This is a genomic window from Sporosarcina trichiuri (assembly GCF_030406775.1).
GTDB classification, from domain to species: domain Bacteria; phylum Bacillota; class Bacilli; order Bacillales_A; family Planococcaceae; genus Sporosarcina; species Sporosarcina trichiuri.
Map to the genome: position 1 here is coordinate 1,308,097 of NZ_CP129119.1, position 15,358 is coordinate 1,323,454.

The 15,358-nt window shown below is 53.7% G+C and carries 18 protein-coding genes; all 18 read right to left on the minus strand.

Annotated features, from left to right (window positions below; genetic code table 11):
- Positions 1–15 precede the first annotated feature (15 nt).
- Positions 16–750 carry a 30S ribosomal protein S2 gene (gene rpsB, locus QWT68_RS06925; protein ID WP_040286839.1) on the minus strand — a complete coding sequence of 245 codons (735 nt, stop codon included), beginning with the start codon at positions 748–750 and terminating at the stop codon, positions 16–18.
- 142 nt (positions 751–892) lie between these two features.
- Entirely contained in the window at positions 893–1,426 is a 534-nt protein-coding gene (locus QWT68_RS06930; RefSeq protein ID WP_040286840.1) for a hypothetical protein, read from the minus strand.
- Between the two features lie 4 nt (positions 1,427–1,430).
- The gene (locus QWT68_RS06935) at positions 1,431–1,736 is read right to left on the minus strand and encodes a hypothetical protein (protein WP_040286841.1); all 306 of its coding nucleotides are present in this window, start codon (positions 1,734–1,736) and stop codon (positions 1,431–1,433) included.
- Positions 1,733–2,512 carry a FliA/WhiG family RNA polymerase sigma factor gene (locus QWT68_RS06940; protein ID WP_040286842.1) on the minus strand — a complete coding sequence of 260 codons (780 nt, stop codon included), beginning with the start codon at positions 2,510–2,512 and terminating at the stop codon, positions 1,733–1,735. Before QWT68_RS06940 ends, QWT68_RS06935 begins: the two co-directional genes overlap by 4 nt.
- A gap of 149 nt (positions 2,513–2,661) precedes the next feature.
- A complete protein-coding gene (locus QWT68_RS06945; protein WP_040286843.1) occupies positions 2,662–3,156 on the minus strand; it encodes a chemotaxis protein CheD in 495 nt (164 codons plus the stop codon).
- A gap of 1 nt (position 3,157) precedes the next feature.
- Positions 3,158–3,790: a chemotaxis protein CheC gene (locus tag QWT68_RS06950; RefSeq protein ID WP_040286844.1), complete on the minus strand. Its 633-nt coding sequence runs from the start codon at positions 3,788–3,790 to the stop codon at positions 3,158–3,160.
- Positions 3,780–4,253, minus strand: coding sequence for a chemotaxis protein CheW (locus QWT68_RS06955; protein ID WP_290150291.1), 474 nt, complete (start codon positions 4,251–4,253; stop codon positions 3,780–3,782). The genes QWT68_RS06950 and QWT68_RS06955 overlap by 11 nt, the downstream gene beginning before the upstream one ends.
- A gap of 17 nt (positions 4,254–4,270) precedes the next feature.
- Positions 4,271–6,322: a chemotaxis protein CheA gene (locus QWT68_RS06960; protein WP_040286846.1), complete on the minus strand. Its 2,052-nt coding sequence runs from the start codon at positions 6,320–6,322 to the stop codon at positions 4,271–4,273.
- A 12-nt stretch (positions 6,323–6,334) separates the two neighbouring features.
- On the minus strand, positions 6,335–7,453 hold the full coding sequence (locus tag QWT68_RS06965) for a protein-glutamate methylesterase/protein-glutamine glutaminase (protein WP_040287276.1): 1,119 nt from the start codon (positions 7,451–7,453) through the stop codon (positions 6,335–6,337).
- Positions 7,454–7,455: 2 nt separating this feature from the next.
- The gene (locus QWT68_RS06970; RefSeq protein WP_040286847.1) at positions 7,456–8,322 is read right to left on the minus strand and encodes a MinD/ParA family protein; all 867 of its coding nucleotides are present in this window, start codon (positions 8,320–8,322) and stop codon (positions 7,456–7,458) included.
- Positions 8,315–9,436, minus strand: coding sequence for a flagellar biosynthesis GTPase FlhF (flhF, locus tag QWT68_RS06975; protein ID WP_290150294.1), 1,122 nt, complete (start codon positions 9,434–9,436; stop codon positions 8,315–8,317). Before flhF ends, QWT68_RS06970 begins: the two co-directional genes overlap by 8 nt.
- Entirely contained in the window at positions 9,433–11,466 is a 2,034-nt protein-coding gene (flhA, locus tag QWT68_RS06980; protein WP_040286849.1) for a flagellar biosynthesis protein FlhA, read from the minus strand. Before flhA ends, flhF begins: the two co-directional genes overlap by 4 nt.
- Positions 11,467–11,491: 25 nt before the next feature.
- Positions 11,492–12,571: a flagellar biosynthesis protein FlhB gene (gene flhB / locus QWT68_RS06985; RefSeq protein WP_290150296.1), complete on the minus strand. Its 1,080-nt coding sequence runs from the start codon at positions 12,569–12,571 to the stop codon at positions 11,492–11,494.
- A gap of 4 nt (positions 12,572–12,575) precedes the next feature.
- Positions 12,576–13,349 carry a flagellar biosynthetic protein FliR gene (gene fliR / locus QWT68_RS06990; protein WP_290150297.1) on the minus strand — a complete coding sequence of 258 codons (774 nt, stop codon included), beginning with the start codon at positions 13,347–13,349 and terminating at the stop codon, positions 12,576–12,578.
- Positions 13,350–13,354: 5 nt separating this feature from the next.
- Positions 13,355–13,612 carry a flagellar biosynthesis protein FliQ gene (fliQ, locus tag QWT68_RS06995; RefSeq protein WP_431312219.1) on the minus strand — a complete coding sequence of 86 codons (258 nt, stop codon included), beginning with the start codon at positions 13,610–13,612 and terminating at the stop codon, positions 13,355–13,357.
- Between the two features lie 23 nt (positions 13,613–13,635).
- On the minus strand, positions 13,636–14,301 hold the full coding sequence (gene fliP, locus QWT68_RS07000; protein ID WP_040286853.1) for a flagellar type III secretion system pore protein FliP: 666 nt from the start codon (positions 14,299–14,301) through the stop codon (positions 13,636–13,638).
- Positions 14,294–15,007, minus strand: coding sequence for a flagellar biosynthetic protein FliO (locus QWT68_RS07005; RefSeq protein ID WP_290150301.1), 714 nt, complete (start codon positions 15,005–15,007; stop codon positions 14,294–14,296). Before QWT68_RS07005 ends, fliP begins: the two co-directional genes overlap by 8 nt.
- Positions 14,988–15,350, minus strand: a complete 363-nt coding sequence (locus tag QWT68_RS07010) for a response regulator (RefSeq protein ID WP_040286854.1) — start codon at positions 15,348–15,350, stop codon at positions 14,988–14,990. Before QWT68_RS07010 ends, QWT68_RS07005 begins: the two co-directional genes overlap by 20 nt.
- Between the last annotated feature and the right edge of the window lie 8 nt (positions 15,351–15,358).

Sequence of the window (15,358 nt, forward strand, 5' to 3'; positions counted from 1 at the left end):
GTCTTACCGTTTCTATTACTCTGCAGCTACTGCTTCTGATTCTTCTGCTTGAGCAGTCTCTTCGTCTTCACCCTGTTTAGACTCGATCAATGCATCTGCCATTTTGCTTGTCAGAAGGCGGACTGCACGGATTGCATCATCGTTTGCAGGGATGACATAGTCGATCTCATCCGGGTCGCAGTTCGTGTCCACGATGCCGACGAGTGGGATATTCAATTTATGAGCTTCTGCAACTGCAATACGCTCTTTGCGCGGATCCACTACGTAGATTACGTCAGGGATCTGCTTCATATCACGGATACCGCCAAGGAACTTAACGAGGCGTTCGTGTTCTTTTTTAAGCTGGGAGACTTCTTTTTTAGGAAGAACGTCGAATGTGCCGTCCTCTTCCATTTTTTCAATTTGCTTCATCCGTGCGATACGCTTCTGGATTGTGCCGAAGTTTGTCAGAGTACCGCCCAACCAGCGCTGGTTGATATAGTACATGCCTGCACGTTCCGCTTCTTCCTTGATAGCGTCCTGGGCTTGTTTCTTCGTACCGACGAACAATACCTTACCGCCGTCAGCACCGACCTGGCGCATGAAGTTATAAGCTTCTTCAAGCTTCTTCACTGTTTTCTGAAGATCGATGATGTAGATTCCGTTCCGCTCCACGAAGATGTATTTCTTCATTTTCGGGTTCCAGCGGCGTGTCTGGTGTCCGAAATGCACACCAGCTTCAAGCAATTGTTTCATTGAAATAACTGACATTGTGTTTTCCTCCTGTTTGGTTGGATTCCTCCGTGCAGATCATCCGCAGTGAGCGACCTTCCGGCACCATCTCCAGCGTCCCGGCACGTGTGTAGTAATACCATTTGCTACTATAACATACGACCCGTGATCAGTGCAACCATTACTGTTTGAATTTCAGGATGAGCTCTACTTCCGTCTTCCCTTTGCCGAGACGGCTCGCAATCTCCTCAGGAGAAATCCCTTCGCTATGCAGCCGGTAAACTTCCTCGAACGCAGCATCCGTACGGCCGTCCTGTCCGTGTCCGCCACCTTGTTTGCGTGCAACAGCCGATGCAGCCGGCCCTTGCTGGGCTTGATAGGAGTTCATAACCTTCAGCACCGGCGGCTTTGGCGGTTCGAAATCAGCAGGCTGCCTGTCCGGCCCTGGTGCCGTCTGTGCCTCATGAGTCTGAGCGGCCGGTTTTCCGGCCGCAGAGGAGCGGTCCTTCAGCTGTCCGAGCTCTTCGATCAGCCTGTCATTCTCTTCTTTGACATCTGACATATACAGCGCCAGACTGTCTTCCATCTCTTTCATGAGCTGCTTCTGCTGCTTTTCCGTATTGTCCAGCCTGGAAAGCCGCATATACAGCAGTGCAATGAAATAGAAACTGCCGAGCTGGAGGATGAACAGGAGCACTAGGAATATAGCTGTCATCCCATCACCCGCTAAAATCCACAAAGCCGCCTTTGTACGGATGGCTTAAGGTGGATTCTTTCTGATTTTGTTCCGTCTGCGGACGTTCGTCACCCGTTTGTCCGCTGCCTGACTGCTGATTGTTATTGTGCATCTTTTCGGACTGCGCACTGTCCATTACTGTGTTCCGCTGTTTCCGGGCTTGTGTTTCCGTCTGGGCGGCGGCCTGCTGATGGTTCAGCGCAGACTGCTGGTTTTTCTGCTCCGTGACTTTCCCCGCATCGAACGTCTTCGGAATCGCAATCTGCAGTTCGATCGATTTCAGACTCATAGGATCCCCCGATCCAGCACTTCCGGCAGCAGGACTTTCCGCAGCTTGAACAATGCTTTCGAATGGATTTGAGATATCCGGGAAGTGGAAAGACTCAGGATCTCACCGATTTCGGTGAGCGTCATTTCCTCCGAATAGAAAAGGCTGAGCACAAGCTGTTCGTTCTCGTTCAGATCCTTGATCTTCTGAACCATTTCACCGAGCAGTTCCGTTTTTACCGCCTGCTGTTCCGGCGTGACTGTCTTCTCGTCTTTCAGCACGAAGCTTTTGCCGGCATCCTCTTCGTCGTCATTCATCCGTTCATCGATTGACAGGATACTTGCAAAGTAATGCTCATGGACGGTCTGATAGACATCCGCCACCTCAAGGCCGGTATGCTCTGCAATTTCCTCCGGGGTGGCACTCCTCATCAGCTTCTGTTCCAATTTGCTGATCTGTTCTTCCAGCTTCTTGGACTTTTCGCGCGAGGACCTCGGCAGCCAATCTTCCTTCCGCAGGCCGTCCAGTATACTTCCCCGAATACGGAATGACGCGTATGTATCGAACTTCAGATCCCTGGATGGGTCGAATTTCGTGAGCGCGTCGAATAGGCCCTGGTATCCCAGGCTCTTTACGTCGTCTCTTGAAACATTCCTGGGCAGGCCGGATCCGATCCGCTGGACATGGTAGTTCACAAGCGGCATATATTTGCGCACGAGTGCATCCCCTGCGTCGGGATCCCGTCTGCTAAGCCAAAGTTCCCAGTGATCATCCTCGGACAGTTCCTTTTTCGCCATAGAATCCCTCGCTTCCATGCTAAACGGTATAATGTATTCCTAACTATTGAACAGTATAGCAAAACAGGCATCGTAAAGACAGTGTGCAGAAAGTATATTCATCACAAAAAAACAGCAGTTTCATCTACTGAAACCACTGTTGCCTGCTTTTATATTTCCTTCGTTCCTTCGTTGACAGTCCTGACACTCAGTACTCCTGATGCAGGGTCGAATTCGATTGTCCGGCCGCTGGAGCCCCCTGTGTCTTCCGCGATCAGCGGTATCGAGAGGCGATTCAGCTCATTCTTCACCGCTTCGACGTTCCGCGGTCCTATCCTCACTGTGTCACTGGACCCGAACTGGAACATCTGTGATCCCCCTGCAATCTTCGCTTTCAGCGACATGGGACGGACGCCCTCCGTCTTCAGCAGCTCCATCAGGGCGTAGATGCCCGTATCCGCAAACTTCGCAGCGTTAAGAGCAGCTCCTTTCCCCAGCGAACTGTCCGGAAGCATCACATGCACCATACCGGCAATCTTCTTCCTTTCGTCGTAGAGCACGACGCCTACACAGGAGCCGAGACCCGATGTCCGGATTGTATCCGATTCCCTCACCAAGTTCATATCCGCGATACCGACCCGTACGACCGTCTTCACTGCAGCCATCTTACATGACTCCCAAAGACTTGAAGATGGCGGCATAGGAAGGCGGATCGGGAAGCAGGAAGAAATGGCCGTCGACACTTTTATCACTGATGTCTTCCTCGACGATTTTCGTATCGATCACGATGACTTCGTCACTGTAATGCGAGACTTCGATCAGACCGAAACTGACGATCGCCCCGACCATATCAACGCTGAGCGACGGAACAGTCGGGTAGATTTTCAGACCGGTGAAATCGGACAGCGCAGACAGGTAGGAACCCGACAGGATATTGCCGAGTTCCTGCATGGCGGACAGCCCGATATCCGCCATCGTCTCCGGAGCGGAAAAATCGAAGGACGGATCTCCGACCAGCCTGCGGATGAAGCGGTTCGCCGAATCGATCGGCAGCACGAAGAACATACTGCCGGACAGGTCCCCTTCTATGCGCAGGAAAATCCCGACGACAACACTTTCCGAGCCGCCTGCGAGCTCGAACATGTCATCGAATGAGACGAGCGCCACTTTCGGCACATGCATATCGATGGTCCGCTGCAGCAGTTCGGACAGTGAAGTCGCGGCATGGGCTGCCCCGATATTGCCGATCTCCTTCAGGACATCGAGATGCATGTCCGTGATCGTCAGGTCAGTTGTCATCGGACTGTCCGTTCCTGATCGGCTTCAGCACGTGATCCAAGTTGAGCATCACGAGCAGCCGCTTATCGATCTTGGCCACGCCTGCCACGAAGTCGGATTCCACGGAACCGACCACTTCCGGCTGTGATTCCAGCGCATCAGCCGGAATATCGATTACGTCATTGGCATCATCGACAATGAGGCCGGCATCGAAGTTCTCAAGGTTCACGATGATGATCCGCGTATTGTCATCGTACTCGGTCACAGGAAGGTCGAAGCGTGTCCGCAAGTCGACGATCGGTGTCACCATTCCGCGCAGATTGATCACCCCTTTTACATAGGACGGCACGCCCGGGATCCGCGTGATCGTCATGAGCAATAGCTTTTCGATCGATTGGACGACATCCACTTCGATCGCATACTCTTTGTCGAGCAGTTGAAAGACGATCGTCTTGATCATCTTGTTTTCTGTTCCAGCTGACATTCGAATTTCCTCCCTGCTTATCTGATGAGGGCGTTGCAGTCTACGATCAGTGCAACTTGCCCATTTCCGAGGATGGTAGCGCCCGACAAAGCAAAGACGCTTTGCAAGTAATTCCCGAGTGATTTGAGTACAATTTCCTGTTGGCCGATGAACGAATCGACGACCAGCGCCGCAAGGTTCTCCCCTTTGCGCACAATGACGACGGACTTGTATTCCTCTTCTCCGTCCGGCAGGCCTGTCTGGAAAATTTCCCGGAGATCGACGAGCGGCACGATTTTTCCGCGGAAGTCGATCACCCGCTGGTTGTGCGCATTCAGGATATCATCCTTGTGTATGATTGCCGTCTCGATGATCGAGGACAGCGGAACAGCGAACACTTCTTTCTGCATCTCGACGAGCATGACTGAAATGATCGAAAGTGTGAGCGGCAGCTGGACCTGGAACAGGGAGCCTTCCCCTTCTTTGGAATCGATCGAAATATGGCCGCCGAGCGACTCGATCGTGCTTTTGACGACATCCAGCCCGACACCCCGGCCGGAAACATCTGTCAGTTTTTCAGCAGTGGAGAAACCGGATGACAGGATCAGTTCCGCCACCTGCTTATCGGTCAGCATATCCGCAGCATCTTCCGAGACGATTCCCCGCTCGATCGCCTTTCGGAGGACGCGTTCCCGGTTCACGCCTGCTCCGTCATCTTCGAGTTCTATGAAGACGTGGTTTCCTGAGTGATAGGAACGGAGCGTGACGGTGCCTTCCTCGGGCTTTCCTTTTGCAAGCCGTTCCGCAGGACTTTCGATGCCATGGTCAAGCGCATTGCGGATCAGATGGACAAGCGGATCACCGATTTCATCGATCACCGTCCGGTCGAGTTCCGTCTCGGCGCCGATGATTTCCAGATTTATCTTCTTATCGAGGTCACGGGCGAGCTGGCGGACCATTTTCGGGAACCGGTTAAATACCGTTTCCACCGGGACCATCCGCATATTCAATATGATATTCTGCAGATCCCCCGAGATCCGTGTCATCCGCTCCGTCGTTTCATTCAATTCAGCATTCTGCAGTTCCGCAGCGATGGACTGCAGACGGCCCCGATCGATGACAAGTTCTTCGAACAGGTTCATGAGTACGTCGAGACGGTCGATATTGACCCGGATCGTCTTGTTCGCGGAATGGGAGGAGCCGGATCGTCTGGACGAAGCCTCCGCTTTGTCATCCGCCTTTTTAACGGGCTTCTCGGCAGGTGCCGAATCAGCTGGCGGATTGGGTATTTCTTCTTTCGCAGGTGCCTCCACAGCAGCCGCCGACTCGTTTTCCGCCCGCTTCAGCTGTACGTGATGGATCTCAGCTGTCTCGAGTTCAGACACTTTCTCCACTTTCGCCTTGATATCCGCGGCGTCTTCCTTAGTGATCAGGACGACAGTGAACCGGTTATCGAATTCTTCATTCTCCAGCTGTTCCACATTCGGGTTCGTCTTGATGACCTCTCCGGCTTTTTCGAGTATTTCAAATACCATGAAGACCCTGGCAGCCTTCAGCAGGCAGTCGTCCCGGAGTGTCACGTCCAGTTCATAGGCATGGAATCCCTGGTCGATCGACTGTGTGATCACCGTCTGTTCGAAATCATCATAGACAAGTGCACCTGTGCGAGCAGGTGCCGCTTCAGCCGCCGGAATTTCAGCGGTTGGTGATTCTCCCGCTTCGATCTGATTGAGCATGGTCACCAGGCCGCCTACGTCCTTCTTGCCTGTTCCGCCGCCTTCGATATCGAGCACCATCTCCTCAAGTGCATCGGACGATTCGAACACGACATCCAGTATTTCCGATGTCACACCGATCTTCGAATTGCGGATGGCATCAAGGACGTTTTCCATTTTATGTGTCAAATTGGCGATGTCTTCATATCCCATCGTAGCTGACATGCCTTTCAATGTATGGGCAGCCCGGAAGATTTCATTGACAATGCTCAGGTCATCCGGATTCTTTTCCAACTCCAACAGCTGTTCGTTGCATGCCTGGAGATGCTCTTTACTCTCTTCGAGGAACATTTCCAAGTACTGGTTTGTATCCATCCAATTGCCTCCTTAAGACTTGACGTGCTCTGTGAGCAGCTTCCCGATTTCTTGTACAGGCGCCGAAATATCGGCAAGGCCGGCCCGGGCGATTGCGCGGGGCATGCCATAGACGACTGCAGTTTCTTCCGATTCAGCGATGGTATAGGTCCGGCATCTGCTTCTCAGCTGTTCCATGCCTTCCAGACCATCATGCCCCATACCTGTCATGATGGCTGTCGTGAATTGCTGTTCCGCCAATTCGGATACCGATTCGAGCAGCACATCGACAGCAGGCCGGTGACCCATTCTCGGCGGCTCTGCGTTATCCAGACGGATTGCATAGCTGACGCCTATCCGAACGACTTTCATATGGTAGCCGCCCGGCGCGATATAGGCTGTATTCTTTTCGACCAGCTCACCGTTTTCCGCTTCCTTCACATGGATCTCACATAGGCTGTCCAAGCGCTCTGCCAGGGATTTCGTGAAACCCGCCGGCATGTGCTGGACGATCAGAATAGGGGCCCCGACATTTTCAGGAAGTGAAGTCAGCACTTGCTGGAGGGCTCTTGGACCCCCTGTCGAAGTGCCTATGACGATCATCCGCTTAACCGCAGAGCGCGAAAGTCCCGAAGCGGCGGGCTGTGCAGTCTGCACAGTGCTTGTGGCTTTCGGGAACCGCTGTACCGGTTGTGCCGGAACAGCAGGTGTATCGGCCGCCCTGCGGTCAGTGATCTTCTTCATATCGATTTTTGAGGCATCGGTCACTTTACGGATGATCTGCTGTTCGCTGTCCCGCAAGTTGAGCGAAATGGCACCGCCCGGTTTCGTGATGAAATCGACCGCTCCGTATTCCATGGCGCGGATCGTGTTTTCCGCGCCTTCTTTCGTTGTACTGGACAGCATGACGATCGGGAGCGGAGCCGTCTCCATGATCCTCCGCAAAGCACCAAGTCCGTCGAGCACCGGCATCTCGATATCCAATGTCATGACATCAGGTTTGAGCGCTTTCGCTTTCTCAACAGCCTCCAGCCCATTCCTGGCTGTTCCGGCCACTTCCAGTCCGGGATGCGAGGAGATGATCTCCGAAATCAGCTTGCGCATGAAAGCGGAATCATCCGCGATCAGCACTCGTTTTACATCCTGCTCCATGATCATCCACGTCCTCTCGCAAACAATTTCTTGAGCTGGTTCAAAAATGTGCTGCTCTCTTTACTCTCTATATCGGTACCGGCAGAAATATAATTAGAGGCAATTGCATTCATTCTCCTGGAAACCGGCGATTGAGGGAAAAGTGTGACGAACGGTTTTTGTGCAACGACGGATTTCCGTACTGCCGCGTCTTCAGGCAGTGCCCCGAGTATCGTTGTCTCCTTATTCAGGAACTTGCGCATGGCGAACTGCAGACGGGTGATCGCCTCGTTTCCATCCTCTTTCGGCTGCACCCGATTGCTGACGATGAAAAACTTCTTTCCGGGATCCCGCAGGCAGATGAATTTCATCATGGAATAGGCATCCGTGATGGAAGTCGGTTCAGGTGTCGCAATAACGATGATTTCGTCAACCGAGACGATAAGCTCGATCGCACTCTCCGACGCGCCTGCCCCCATATCGAACAGGATGTAATCGTACTGCTGCTGGAGCACTTCGAACGCCTCGATCAGGCGGGAGAACTTATCCGCTGTCCATTCAAGCACGGACTCAAGCCCCGAGCCGCCCGAGATGAAGTCCAGGCCATCCGGGCTGCGGCTGATCGTGTCGGCAAGCGGCCGCTCCCCTGTCAGGTAATCTTTCAGACTGGACTCCGCCGTGGCCCCCAGCATGATATGGACATTCCCCATACCGATATCCATGTCGACGATGATGACCCGCTTTCCCTGCTTTTTGAGGGCGGTGGCAAAGTTTGTCGTGAAGTTCGTTTTGCCGACGCCGCCCTTCCCGCTGATCACGGCGATGGAATGGGCAGCGGTCCCTTCCGCCTGCATCATCTTCAAACGAAGTGATTCTGCCTGGTCACGCATCCGCCCCCTCCTCCAGCAGCAGTGTCAGCAGATTGCCGACCGTCGCTTCTTCAAGGTCTTCCGGCACTTCCTGGCCGTCCGTCATATAGGCGATCCCTTTCTGGAAGTCCGTCACCATATTATAGACAGGTCCGATCGATTCCGTTTCGTCCAGCTTCGTGAAGATGAATTGCCCGATCGGGAATTCGCCGAATTGCTCGGCAATCGCACGCATATCCGATTCCTTCGTCGTCGCGGCGAGCACCAGATATGTCTCCATTTCCAGATTGAAATCGATGAGCTGTTTCAGATCATCGACGAATTTCAATTCTTTATAGTTGCGGCCGGCCGTGTCGATGAAGACGATGTCCTTGTCCGCAAGCTTTTCCAGCGCCTGCCTGAAATCGTCTGCCGTATAGGCAACTTCGACAGGTGCCTGCAGCAGGTTCGCATAGGTCCTCAGCTGCTCGATGGCAGCTATCCTGTATGTATCCGTTGTGATGAAGCCGACTTTCCGCTTGTTCTCGATGAGCGAGCGGGCGGCAATCTTTGCAATCGTCGTCGTCTTACCGACACCGGTCGGTCCGAGGACGTTGACATACTTTTTCTTCAGATTCACACCACCGAACGGCAGGTCCGCCAGTTCCTCCTTCAGAAGTTCCTTTATAATCTGACGCTGCTCCGCCTCCGTGAAATCGGTCTTCTCCTCTTTCATACAGCTGAAGATGCGGTCGGCAGCTGTACGCACGAGTTCAGGTTTGAGTTCCTGGGCTGTGAGCCGGTCGAGCAGCGGCTGCATCGAGTCCGGATACTGATCGAAAGACGAGGATTTCTTCGCCGCTTTCAGCAGCAGTTTCATCTCCCGCATATCCTGTTTCAGTTCCTCGAGTGAGGGATCCGGACCGGATGTGGCAGATTGTACCATCTCATCTGCGGATGGCAGACCGCTTTCCTTCAGCACTGCCGGTTCGTCGAATCCAGCCACCACTTCCACACGTTTTTTTCGGAACATGCCGAGAAGTCCCTTCGGCTGGACAATTGTTGAACTGAGAATGACCGCTTCGTCACCGAAGTCTTTCCGGACCTGCTGCATCGCCTGCACCATTGTGTCTGCTGTATATTTCTTCATTTTCATGCGATATCCACCACCCCTACGCTCTGCACTTCAACCGATGCTTCCAGTTCGTTATAGGAAAGGATCGGAATCTGCGGGAAATACCGTTCCGTGATCTGCCGTAAGTACATCCGTACAGCCGGTGAACAAAGGATGACCGGCGACTGATCCAACAGTGCCACACGTTCGACTTCTGCTGCGATCGATTCCAGGATCGCCTGCGAATCTTGCGGATCAATTGTCAGGTAGCTGCCCTGTTCGGTCTGCTGGACGCTGTCTGCGATCAGTTTCTCGACTTTACCGGAAACTGTCATCACTTTCAGCGCCTGCCCTTGCGGCGTATATTGCTCTGTGATCTGCCGGGCAAGGGACTGACGAGCGTATTCCGTCAGCAGATCGACGTCCGCTGTATATTTCGATGAATCTGCAAGTGTCTCAAAGATGATCGGCAGATTGCGGATCGACACATGTTCACTGAGGAGCTTGGCCAGCACTTTCTGGATCTCCCCGACGGAAAGCGGTGTTGGTGTCAGTTCATCGACAAGGATCGGATATGTCTCATGGACATGGTCGATAAGCTGTTTCGTCTCCTGCCTGCCGATCAGGTCAGCTGCATGTGAACGGATGATTTCCGTCAAGTGGGTCGAGACGACGCTTGGCGGATCGACGACTGTATAGCCGAGGATTTCCGCGTCTTCCTTGACCTCTTCCGTGATCCATTTCGCTGGGAGGCCGAATGACGGTTCGATCGTGTCGATACCCGGGATCGAATCATCGCCTCCCGGGCTCATGGCGAGATAATGGTCGAGCAGGAGCTCCCCGCGCGCCATTTCACTGCCTTTGATTTTGATGCGGTATTCGTTCGGCTGGAGCTGGATGTTATCCCGGATCCGCACGACCGGGATGACAAGACCGAGCTCGAGTGCAAGCTGTCTGCGGATCATGACGACGCGGTCAAGCAGGTCCCCTCCCTGTGATGCATCCACCAGGGGAATCAGACCGTAGCCGAATTCGAACTCGATCGGATCGACGTTAAGCAGATTCACGACGTTCTCCGGGCTCTTCAGCCCTTCCGTCTGCTCACTCTCCTCCAATTCAAGCAGCTCCTCTTCATCCTCCTCTTTCGGACGGGACATGAAGAACGCGCTGGCAGCAAGAGCTCCGGCAACCGGAATCGTCAGGATGTTATTGATCGGCGTGAACAGGCCGAGCAGAAGGATCGTACCGCCAGCCACATACAGCAGTTTCGGCTGACCGAGCAGCTGGCTCGTGATGTCCGTGCCGAGATTGCCCTCGGAGGCCGCGCGGGTGACGACGATACCGGTCGCTGTCGAAATCAGCAGAGCAGGGATCTGGGAAACGATCCCGTCACCGACCGTCAGCTTGGAGAACTGTGTGGCGGCTTCGGCAAACGGAAGTCCGAGCTGCACGACTCCGATGATCATTCCCACAAGAAGGTTGATCATGACGATGATGATGCCGGCGATGGCGTCCCCTTTGACGAACTTGGTCGCCCCGTCCATGGCGCCGTAGAAGTCCGCCTCGTTGCTCACTTTCTCCCGCCGCTCCCGGGCCTGCGTGTCGGAGATCATGCCTGCGTTCAAGTCGGCATCGATACTCATCTGCTTTCCGGGCATCGCATCGAGCGTGAAACGCGCCGCCACTTCGGAGACCCGTTCGGACCCCTTTGTGATGACGATGAACTGGATGATGATCAGGATGACGAAGACGACCATCCCGACGATGACATTGCCGCCGGTGACGAACGAGCCGAACGTATCGACGACGCCGCCGGCACTTCCGTCACTGAGGATCGCACGGGTCGTCGATACGTTGAGACCGAGACGGAACAGTGTCAGGAGCAGCAGCAGCGACGGGAATATCGAGAACTGCAGCGCTTCCTGCATGTTCATCGCCGTCAGGAGGACGAGCAGAGCAAGCGTGATATTGATGATGATCAGAAAACTGAGCAGCCAATGGGGCAGCGGGATGACAAGCATCGCAACAATCATTATGACGGCCGCGAGCACACCCATATCTTTGAATTGCATGTCATCCCTACTTTCTGTTGGTCATTTAGATTTTCCGCTGGATCCGGTAGACATATGCGAGCACTTCCGCAACCGCTTTGAAAAACTGGTCCGGTATGCTTGAGCCGATCTCCGCATCCGAATAGAGCGCACGGGCCAGCGGACGGTTCTCCACGGTGACGATGTTATGCTCTTTCGCGATCAGCTTGATCTTCTGGGCGATGAAATCCGCACCTTTCGCCACGACGACCGGCGCATCCATCTCCCCGTCCTTGTACTTCAGCGCGATGGCGTAGTGGGTCGGGTTGGTGATGACGACATCCGCTTCCGGCACTTCCTGCATCATGCGGCGCATTGCCATTTCACGCTGCCGCTGTTTGATCCGCGATTTGATCTGCGGATCCCCTTCCATGTTCTTGTATTCGTCTTTGATGTCCTGTTTCGACATCCGTAAATTCTTCTCATAGTCAAATTTCTGATAGAGGAAATCCAAGATGGAGATGAACAGCAGGACAAAGGATGCGGCGATCCCCATCAGTGCAACGAGCTCAGCGATCGTCTTCATGGATGCGGAAGGCGTCTTGAACGCCAGATCGAGCACTTTGTCGATGTTCATATACAAAACAATCGAGGTTACGCTGCCGATGAACGAGATTTTCAGCAAGGACTTCAGCAGTTCGACGATCGCCCGGATGGAAAAGATCCGTTTCAGCCCTTTGATCGGATCGATCTTTTTCAAATCGAATTTCAGCGGCTCCCCGGTGAACAACAGGCCGAACTGGATCAGGTTCCCTGCAATCGCGGCTATCATCGCGACGAGCATGATCGGCAGCAGGACGATCGCCATCTCCTTCACCACTTCGACGTAGATGAGCATCGTCTGATCGATGTCGAGCTTTTCCATGGTGACATATGTCTGGAAAGTCTGCTTGAAGAACTGGAAGAACCGCTCTTTCATGAGCCCCGCGGCAAAGAACAGGAACAGGAAGACGGACAGCAGCACAATGGCGCTCGTCACGTCCTGGCTTTTGAGCACCTGCCCTTTCTTCCGGGAATCCTCCCGTTTTTTCGGTGTCGCCTTTTCAGTTTTCTCCCCTGCAAAGAACTGAAGATCCAAACGCAGCATCCGGTTATCCTCCTAACAGCACCATCAGATCCCTCATGCTGATCGACATCACTTCAAAGATTTTCTGCATCATGGCCACGATGACCGAACCCATGATGAACAGGACAAGGAACCCGACACCGATCTTGATCGGGAATCCGATGACGAAAATGTTGAGCTGCGGCACAGTCCGCGCGGTGATGCCGAGGGCCAGGTCGACCAGGAACAAAGTCGCGACGATCGGGATCGCCATCTGGAACGAAATCGCGAACACGGCCGCCACTGTCCGTAAGACAAGATGGGCGGCATCCCCATTCCCGAAGTGCGGAAAGACCTGGTCGATCGGCAGGAACTGGTAACTGTAGAACATGCCGTCAAGCAGGACATGATGACCATTCACCGCAAGCAGCAGAAGCAGCGCGAGTGAGTTGAAAAACTGGCCGAGGAGCGGTGATTGCGTACCCGTCTGCGGATCGATGACGTTCGCGATGGCGAATCCCATCTGGAAATCGATCAGCCCGCCCGCCACCTGGATGGCCGCCATGACGATGAACGCGATAACGCCGATCGACAATCCGATGACCGCTTCTTTCAAAACTAATAGTATGTATTCCCCATTGATGTCGACCTGGGGGGCATCCAGTGTAAAGACGAGCACCCAGGACAGCAGGACGGCTATGCCGATCCGCATGACCGGAGGGATGGCGCGATACGAAAACAGCGGCATCGTCACGAAAAATGCGGCAATCCGGGTCAGTACCAATAAATATACGGAGACGAAGGGAAGGAACGCTTCCATTCCCGTTACCCTACATACCGGGACAGGTTGTCAAAAATGTCGATCGCATAGGCGGTCACTTTCGACAGCATCCACGGGCCGAAAAACACGATCGCCACCATGACGGCGATGATCTTCGGGACGAATGCGAGAGTCTGTTCCTGGATCTGCGTGGTCGCCTGGAAGATACTGACTGCAAGCCCTGTCACAAGTGCGACAATGAGAAGAGGGCCGGATGCCATCAGGATGACCCAGACGGATCGTTCAGCAAAATCCACTATCATTTCTCCTGTCACACGGATCCCTCCTAAAAGCTCTGCAGCAGTGATTTGACGATCAGATACCAGCCGTCCACGAGAACGAACAGCAGGATCTTGAATGGCAGCGAAATCATGACCGGCGGCAGCATCATCATCCCCATCGACATGAGGACGCTGGCGACGATCATATCGATGACCAGGAACGGGATGAACACCATGAAGCCCATCTGGAACGCGGTCTTGATTTCGCTGAGGGCGAATGCCGGCACCATCATCGTAAGCGGGATATCCTCCATCGTCTCCGGCCTGTCCGCATTATTGTAACGCAGGAACAGTTCAAGGTCTTTCTGGCGTGTATGGTTCCCCATGAATTCCTTGAACGGGACGCTCGCTTTGCTATAGGCCTCATCGAGTGAAATCTCTTCATTGAACAGCGGCGTCAGCGCCTGGTCATTCACTTGCTGGAACGTCGGCGCCATGATGAAGAAGGTGAGGAACAGCGCGAGTCCGACAAGCACCTGGTTCGGCGGCATCTGCTGGGTCGCTAGCGCCGACCGGACAAATGACAAAACAATAATGATCCTGGCGAACGATGTCATCAGGATCAGGATTGCCGGTGCCAGTGAAAGGACAGTCAGAAGAAGAAGCATCTTGACGGATGTCGATACTGCACCCGGATCACTATCCGAAAAAAATTGCATGAAATCAGTCATTCCGATTGCGCTCCTTCTCCGTCAGCTGATTCAGCTTTCGCTTCCTCTCATTCTCGATTTCAGTCAGCTTCGTTTTGAATACATTCCCGAAGTTCCCCGGGTCTTCTTGTTTTTGGTATGGGTTCCGCTTCCCGGCTTTCAGGCGTTCCAGCAGCCCGAGAATCGGACTGTGCTGCACGGTATCCGCTTCCTGCTCATAATAGGCAGTCAGCTGTTCAATCTCTTCGGGGTCTGTCAGTTCTTTCAGCAGACGGACGTCTTCCCCGACACCGATCAGATAGAACCGGCCGCCGATTTCGATAAGCTGGACCGATTTCTGCTGGCCGAGGGACAGGCCGCCCATGTTCTTCATGAGTTTGCCGTTTTGCGAAATCCGGTTGCGTGCATTCACGAGCCGCACCAAGCCGTAGATGAGAGCGATGACGAACAGCAGGGCAAGCCCTGTCTTCACATAATCCCATACGGACAGGCCGACCGCCGGCGCATCAGCAGGCGATTCTTCGCCAGCAGGCGGCTGTTCCGCTTTGACAGGCTCTTTTCCTTTGTCCTCTTCCTTGTTCTTCTTCAGATAATCGGTGACCGATGTGTCTTTTTCGGCATGCGCCACTTCAGAAGGAATCCCCGCGGCCAGTACGACCGCGAGGCAGATGATCAGGAAAAGGGTTGCTTTCGTACGGAAGAACGGATCAGCTGAGTGCTTTTTCAATCGCTTCTACAACCCGGTCCGCCTGGAAAGGCTTGACGATGAAGTCTTTTGCACCTGCCTGGATCGCATCGATGACCATCGCCTGCTGACCCATTGCCGAACACATGATCACTGTCGCATTCGGATCTTTTTCCTTGATGGCCTTCAATGCTGCAATCCCGTCCATTTCCGGCATTGTAATATCCATCGTGACCAGATCCGGCTTGAGTTCGAAATACTTCTCGACCGCCTGGGCGCCGTCTGCCGCTTCCCCGACGACTTCAAAGTTGTTTTTAGAGAGAATATCTTTCACCATCATGCGCATGAATGCAGCATCATCTACAATTAGAATACGTTTTGACATAGCAATGA

What these genes read in the sequence shown, in the direction of transcription:
- QWT68_RS06940 (WP_040286842.1), bottom strand. Translation starts at nt 2,512, where the DNA reads ATGGCGAAAAAGGAACTGTCCGAGGATGATCACTGGGAACTTTGGCTT.
- rpsB (WP_040286839.1), bottom strand. Translation starts at nt 750, where the DNA reads ATGTCAGTTATTTCAATGAAACAATTGCTTGAAGCTGGTGTGCATTTC.
- QWT68_RS06955 (WP_290150291.1), bottom strand. Translation starts at nt 4,253, where the DNA reads ATGTCAGCTGGAACAGAAAACAAGATGATCAAGACGATCGTCTTTCAA.
- QWT68_RS06965 (WP_040287276.1), bottom strand. Translation starts at nt 7,453, where the DNA reads ATGGAGCAGGATGTAAAACGAGTGCTGATCGCGGATGATTCCGCTTTC.
- flhB (WP_290150296.1), bottom strand. Translation starts at nt 12,571, where the DNA reads ATGCTGCGTTTGGATCTTCAGTTCTTTGCAGGGGAGAAAACTGAAAAG.
- fliP (WP_040286853.1), bottom strand. Translation starts at nt 14,301, where the DNA reads ATGACTGATTTCATGCAATTTTTTTCGGATAGTGATCCGGGTGCAGTA.
- QWT68_RS06935 (WP_040286841.1), bottom strand. Translation starts at nt 1,736, where the DNA reads ATGAGTCTGAAATCGATCGAACTGCAGATTGCGATTCCGAAGACGTTC.
- flhF (WP_290150294.1), bottom strand. Translation starts at nt 9,436, where the DNA reads ATGAAAATGAAGAAATATACAGCAGACACAATGGTGCAGGCGATGCAG.
- flhA (WP_040286849.1), bottom strand. Translation starts at nt 11,466, where the DNA reads ATGCAATTCAAAGATATGGGTGTGCTCGCGGCCGTCATAATGATTGTT.
- QWT68_RS07010 (WP_040286854.1), bottom strand. Translation starts at nt 15,350, where the DNA reads ATGTCAAAACGTATTCTAATTGTAGATGATGCTGCATTCATGCGCATG.
- fliR (WP_290150297.1), bottom strand. Translation starts at nt 13,349, where the DNA reads ATGGAAGCGTTCCTTCCCTTCGTCTCCGTATATTTATTGGTACTGACC.
- QWT68_RS06930 (WP_040286840.1), bottom strand. Translation starts at nt 1,426, where the DNA reads ATGACAGCTATATTCCTAGTGCTCCTGTTCATCCTCCAGCTCGGCAGT.
- QWT68_RS06945 (WP_040286843.1), bottom strand. Translation starts at nt 3,156, where the DNA reads ATGGCTGCAGTGAAGACGGTCGTACGGGTCGGTATCGCGGATATGAAC.
- QWT68_RS06960 (WP_040286846.1), bottom strand. Translation starts at nt 6,322, where the DNA reads ATGGATACAAACCAGTACTTGGAAATGTTCCTCGAAGAGAGTAAAGAG.
- fliQ (WP_431312219.1), bottom strand. Translation starts at nt 13,612, where the DNA reads ATGATAGTGGATTTTGCTGAACGATCCGTCTGGGTCATCCTGATGGCA.
- QWT68_RS06970 (WP_040286847.1), bottom strand. Translation starts at nt 8,322, where the DNA reads ATGCGTGACCAGGCAGAATCACTTCGTTTGAAGATGATGCAGGCGGAA.
- QWT68_RS06950 (WP_040286844.1), bottom strand. Translation starts at nt 3,790, where the DNA reads ATGACAACTGACCTGACGATCACGGACATGCATCTCGATGTCCTGAAG.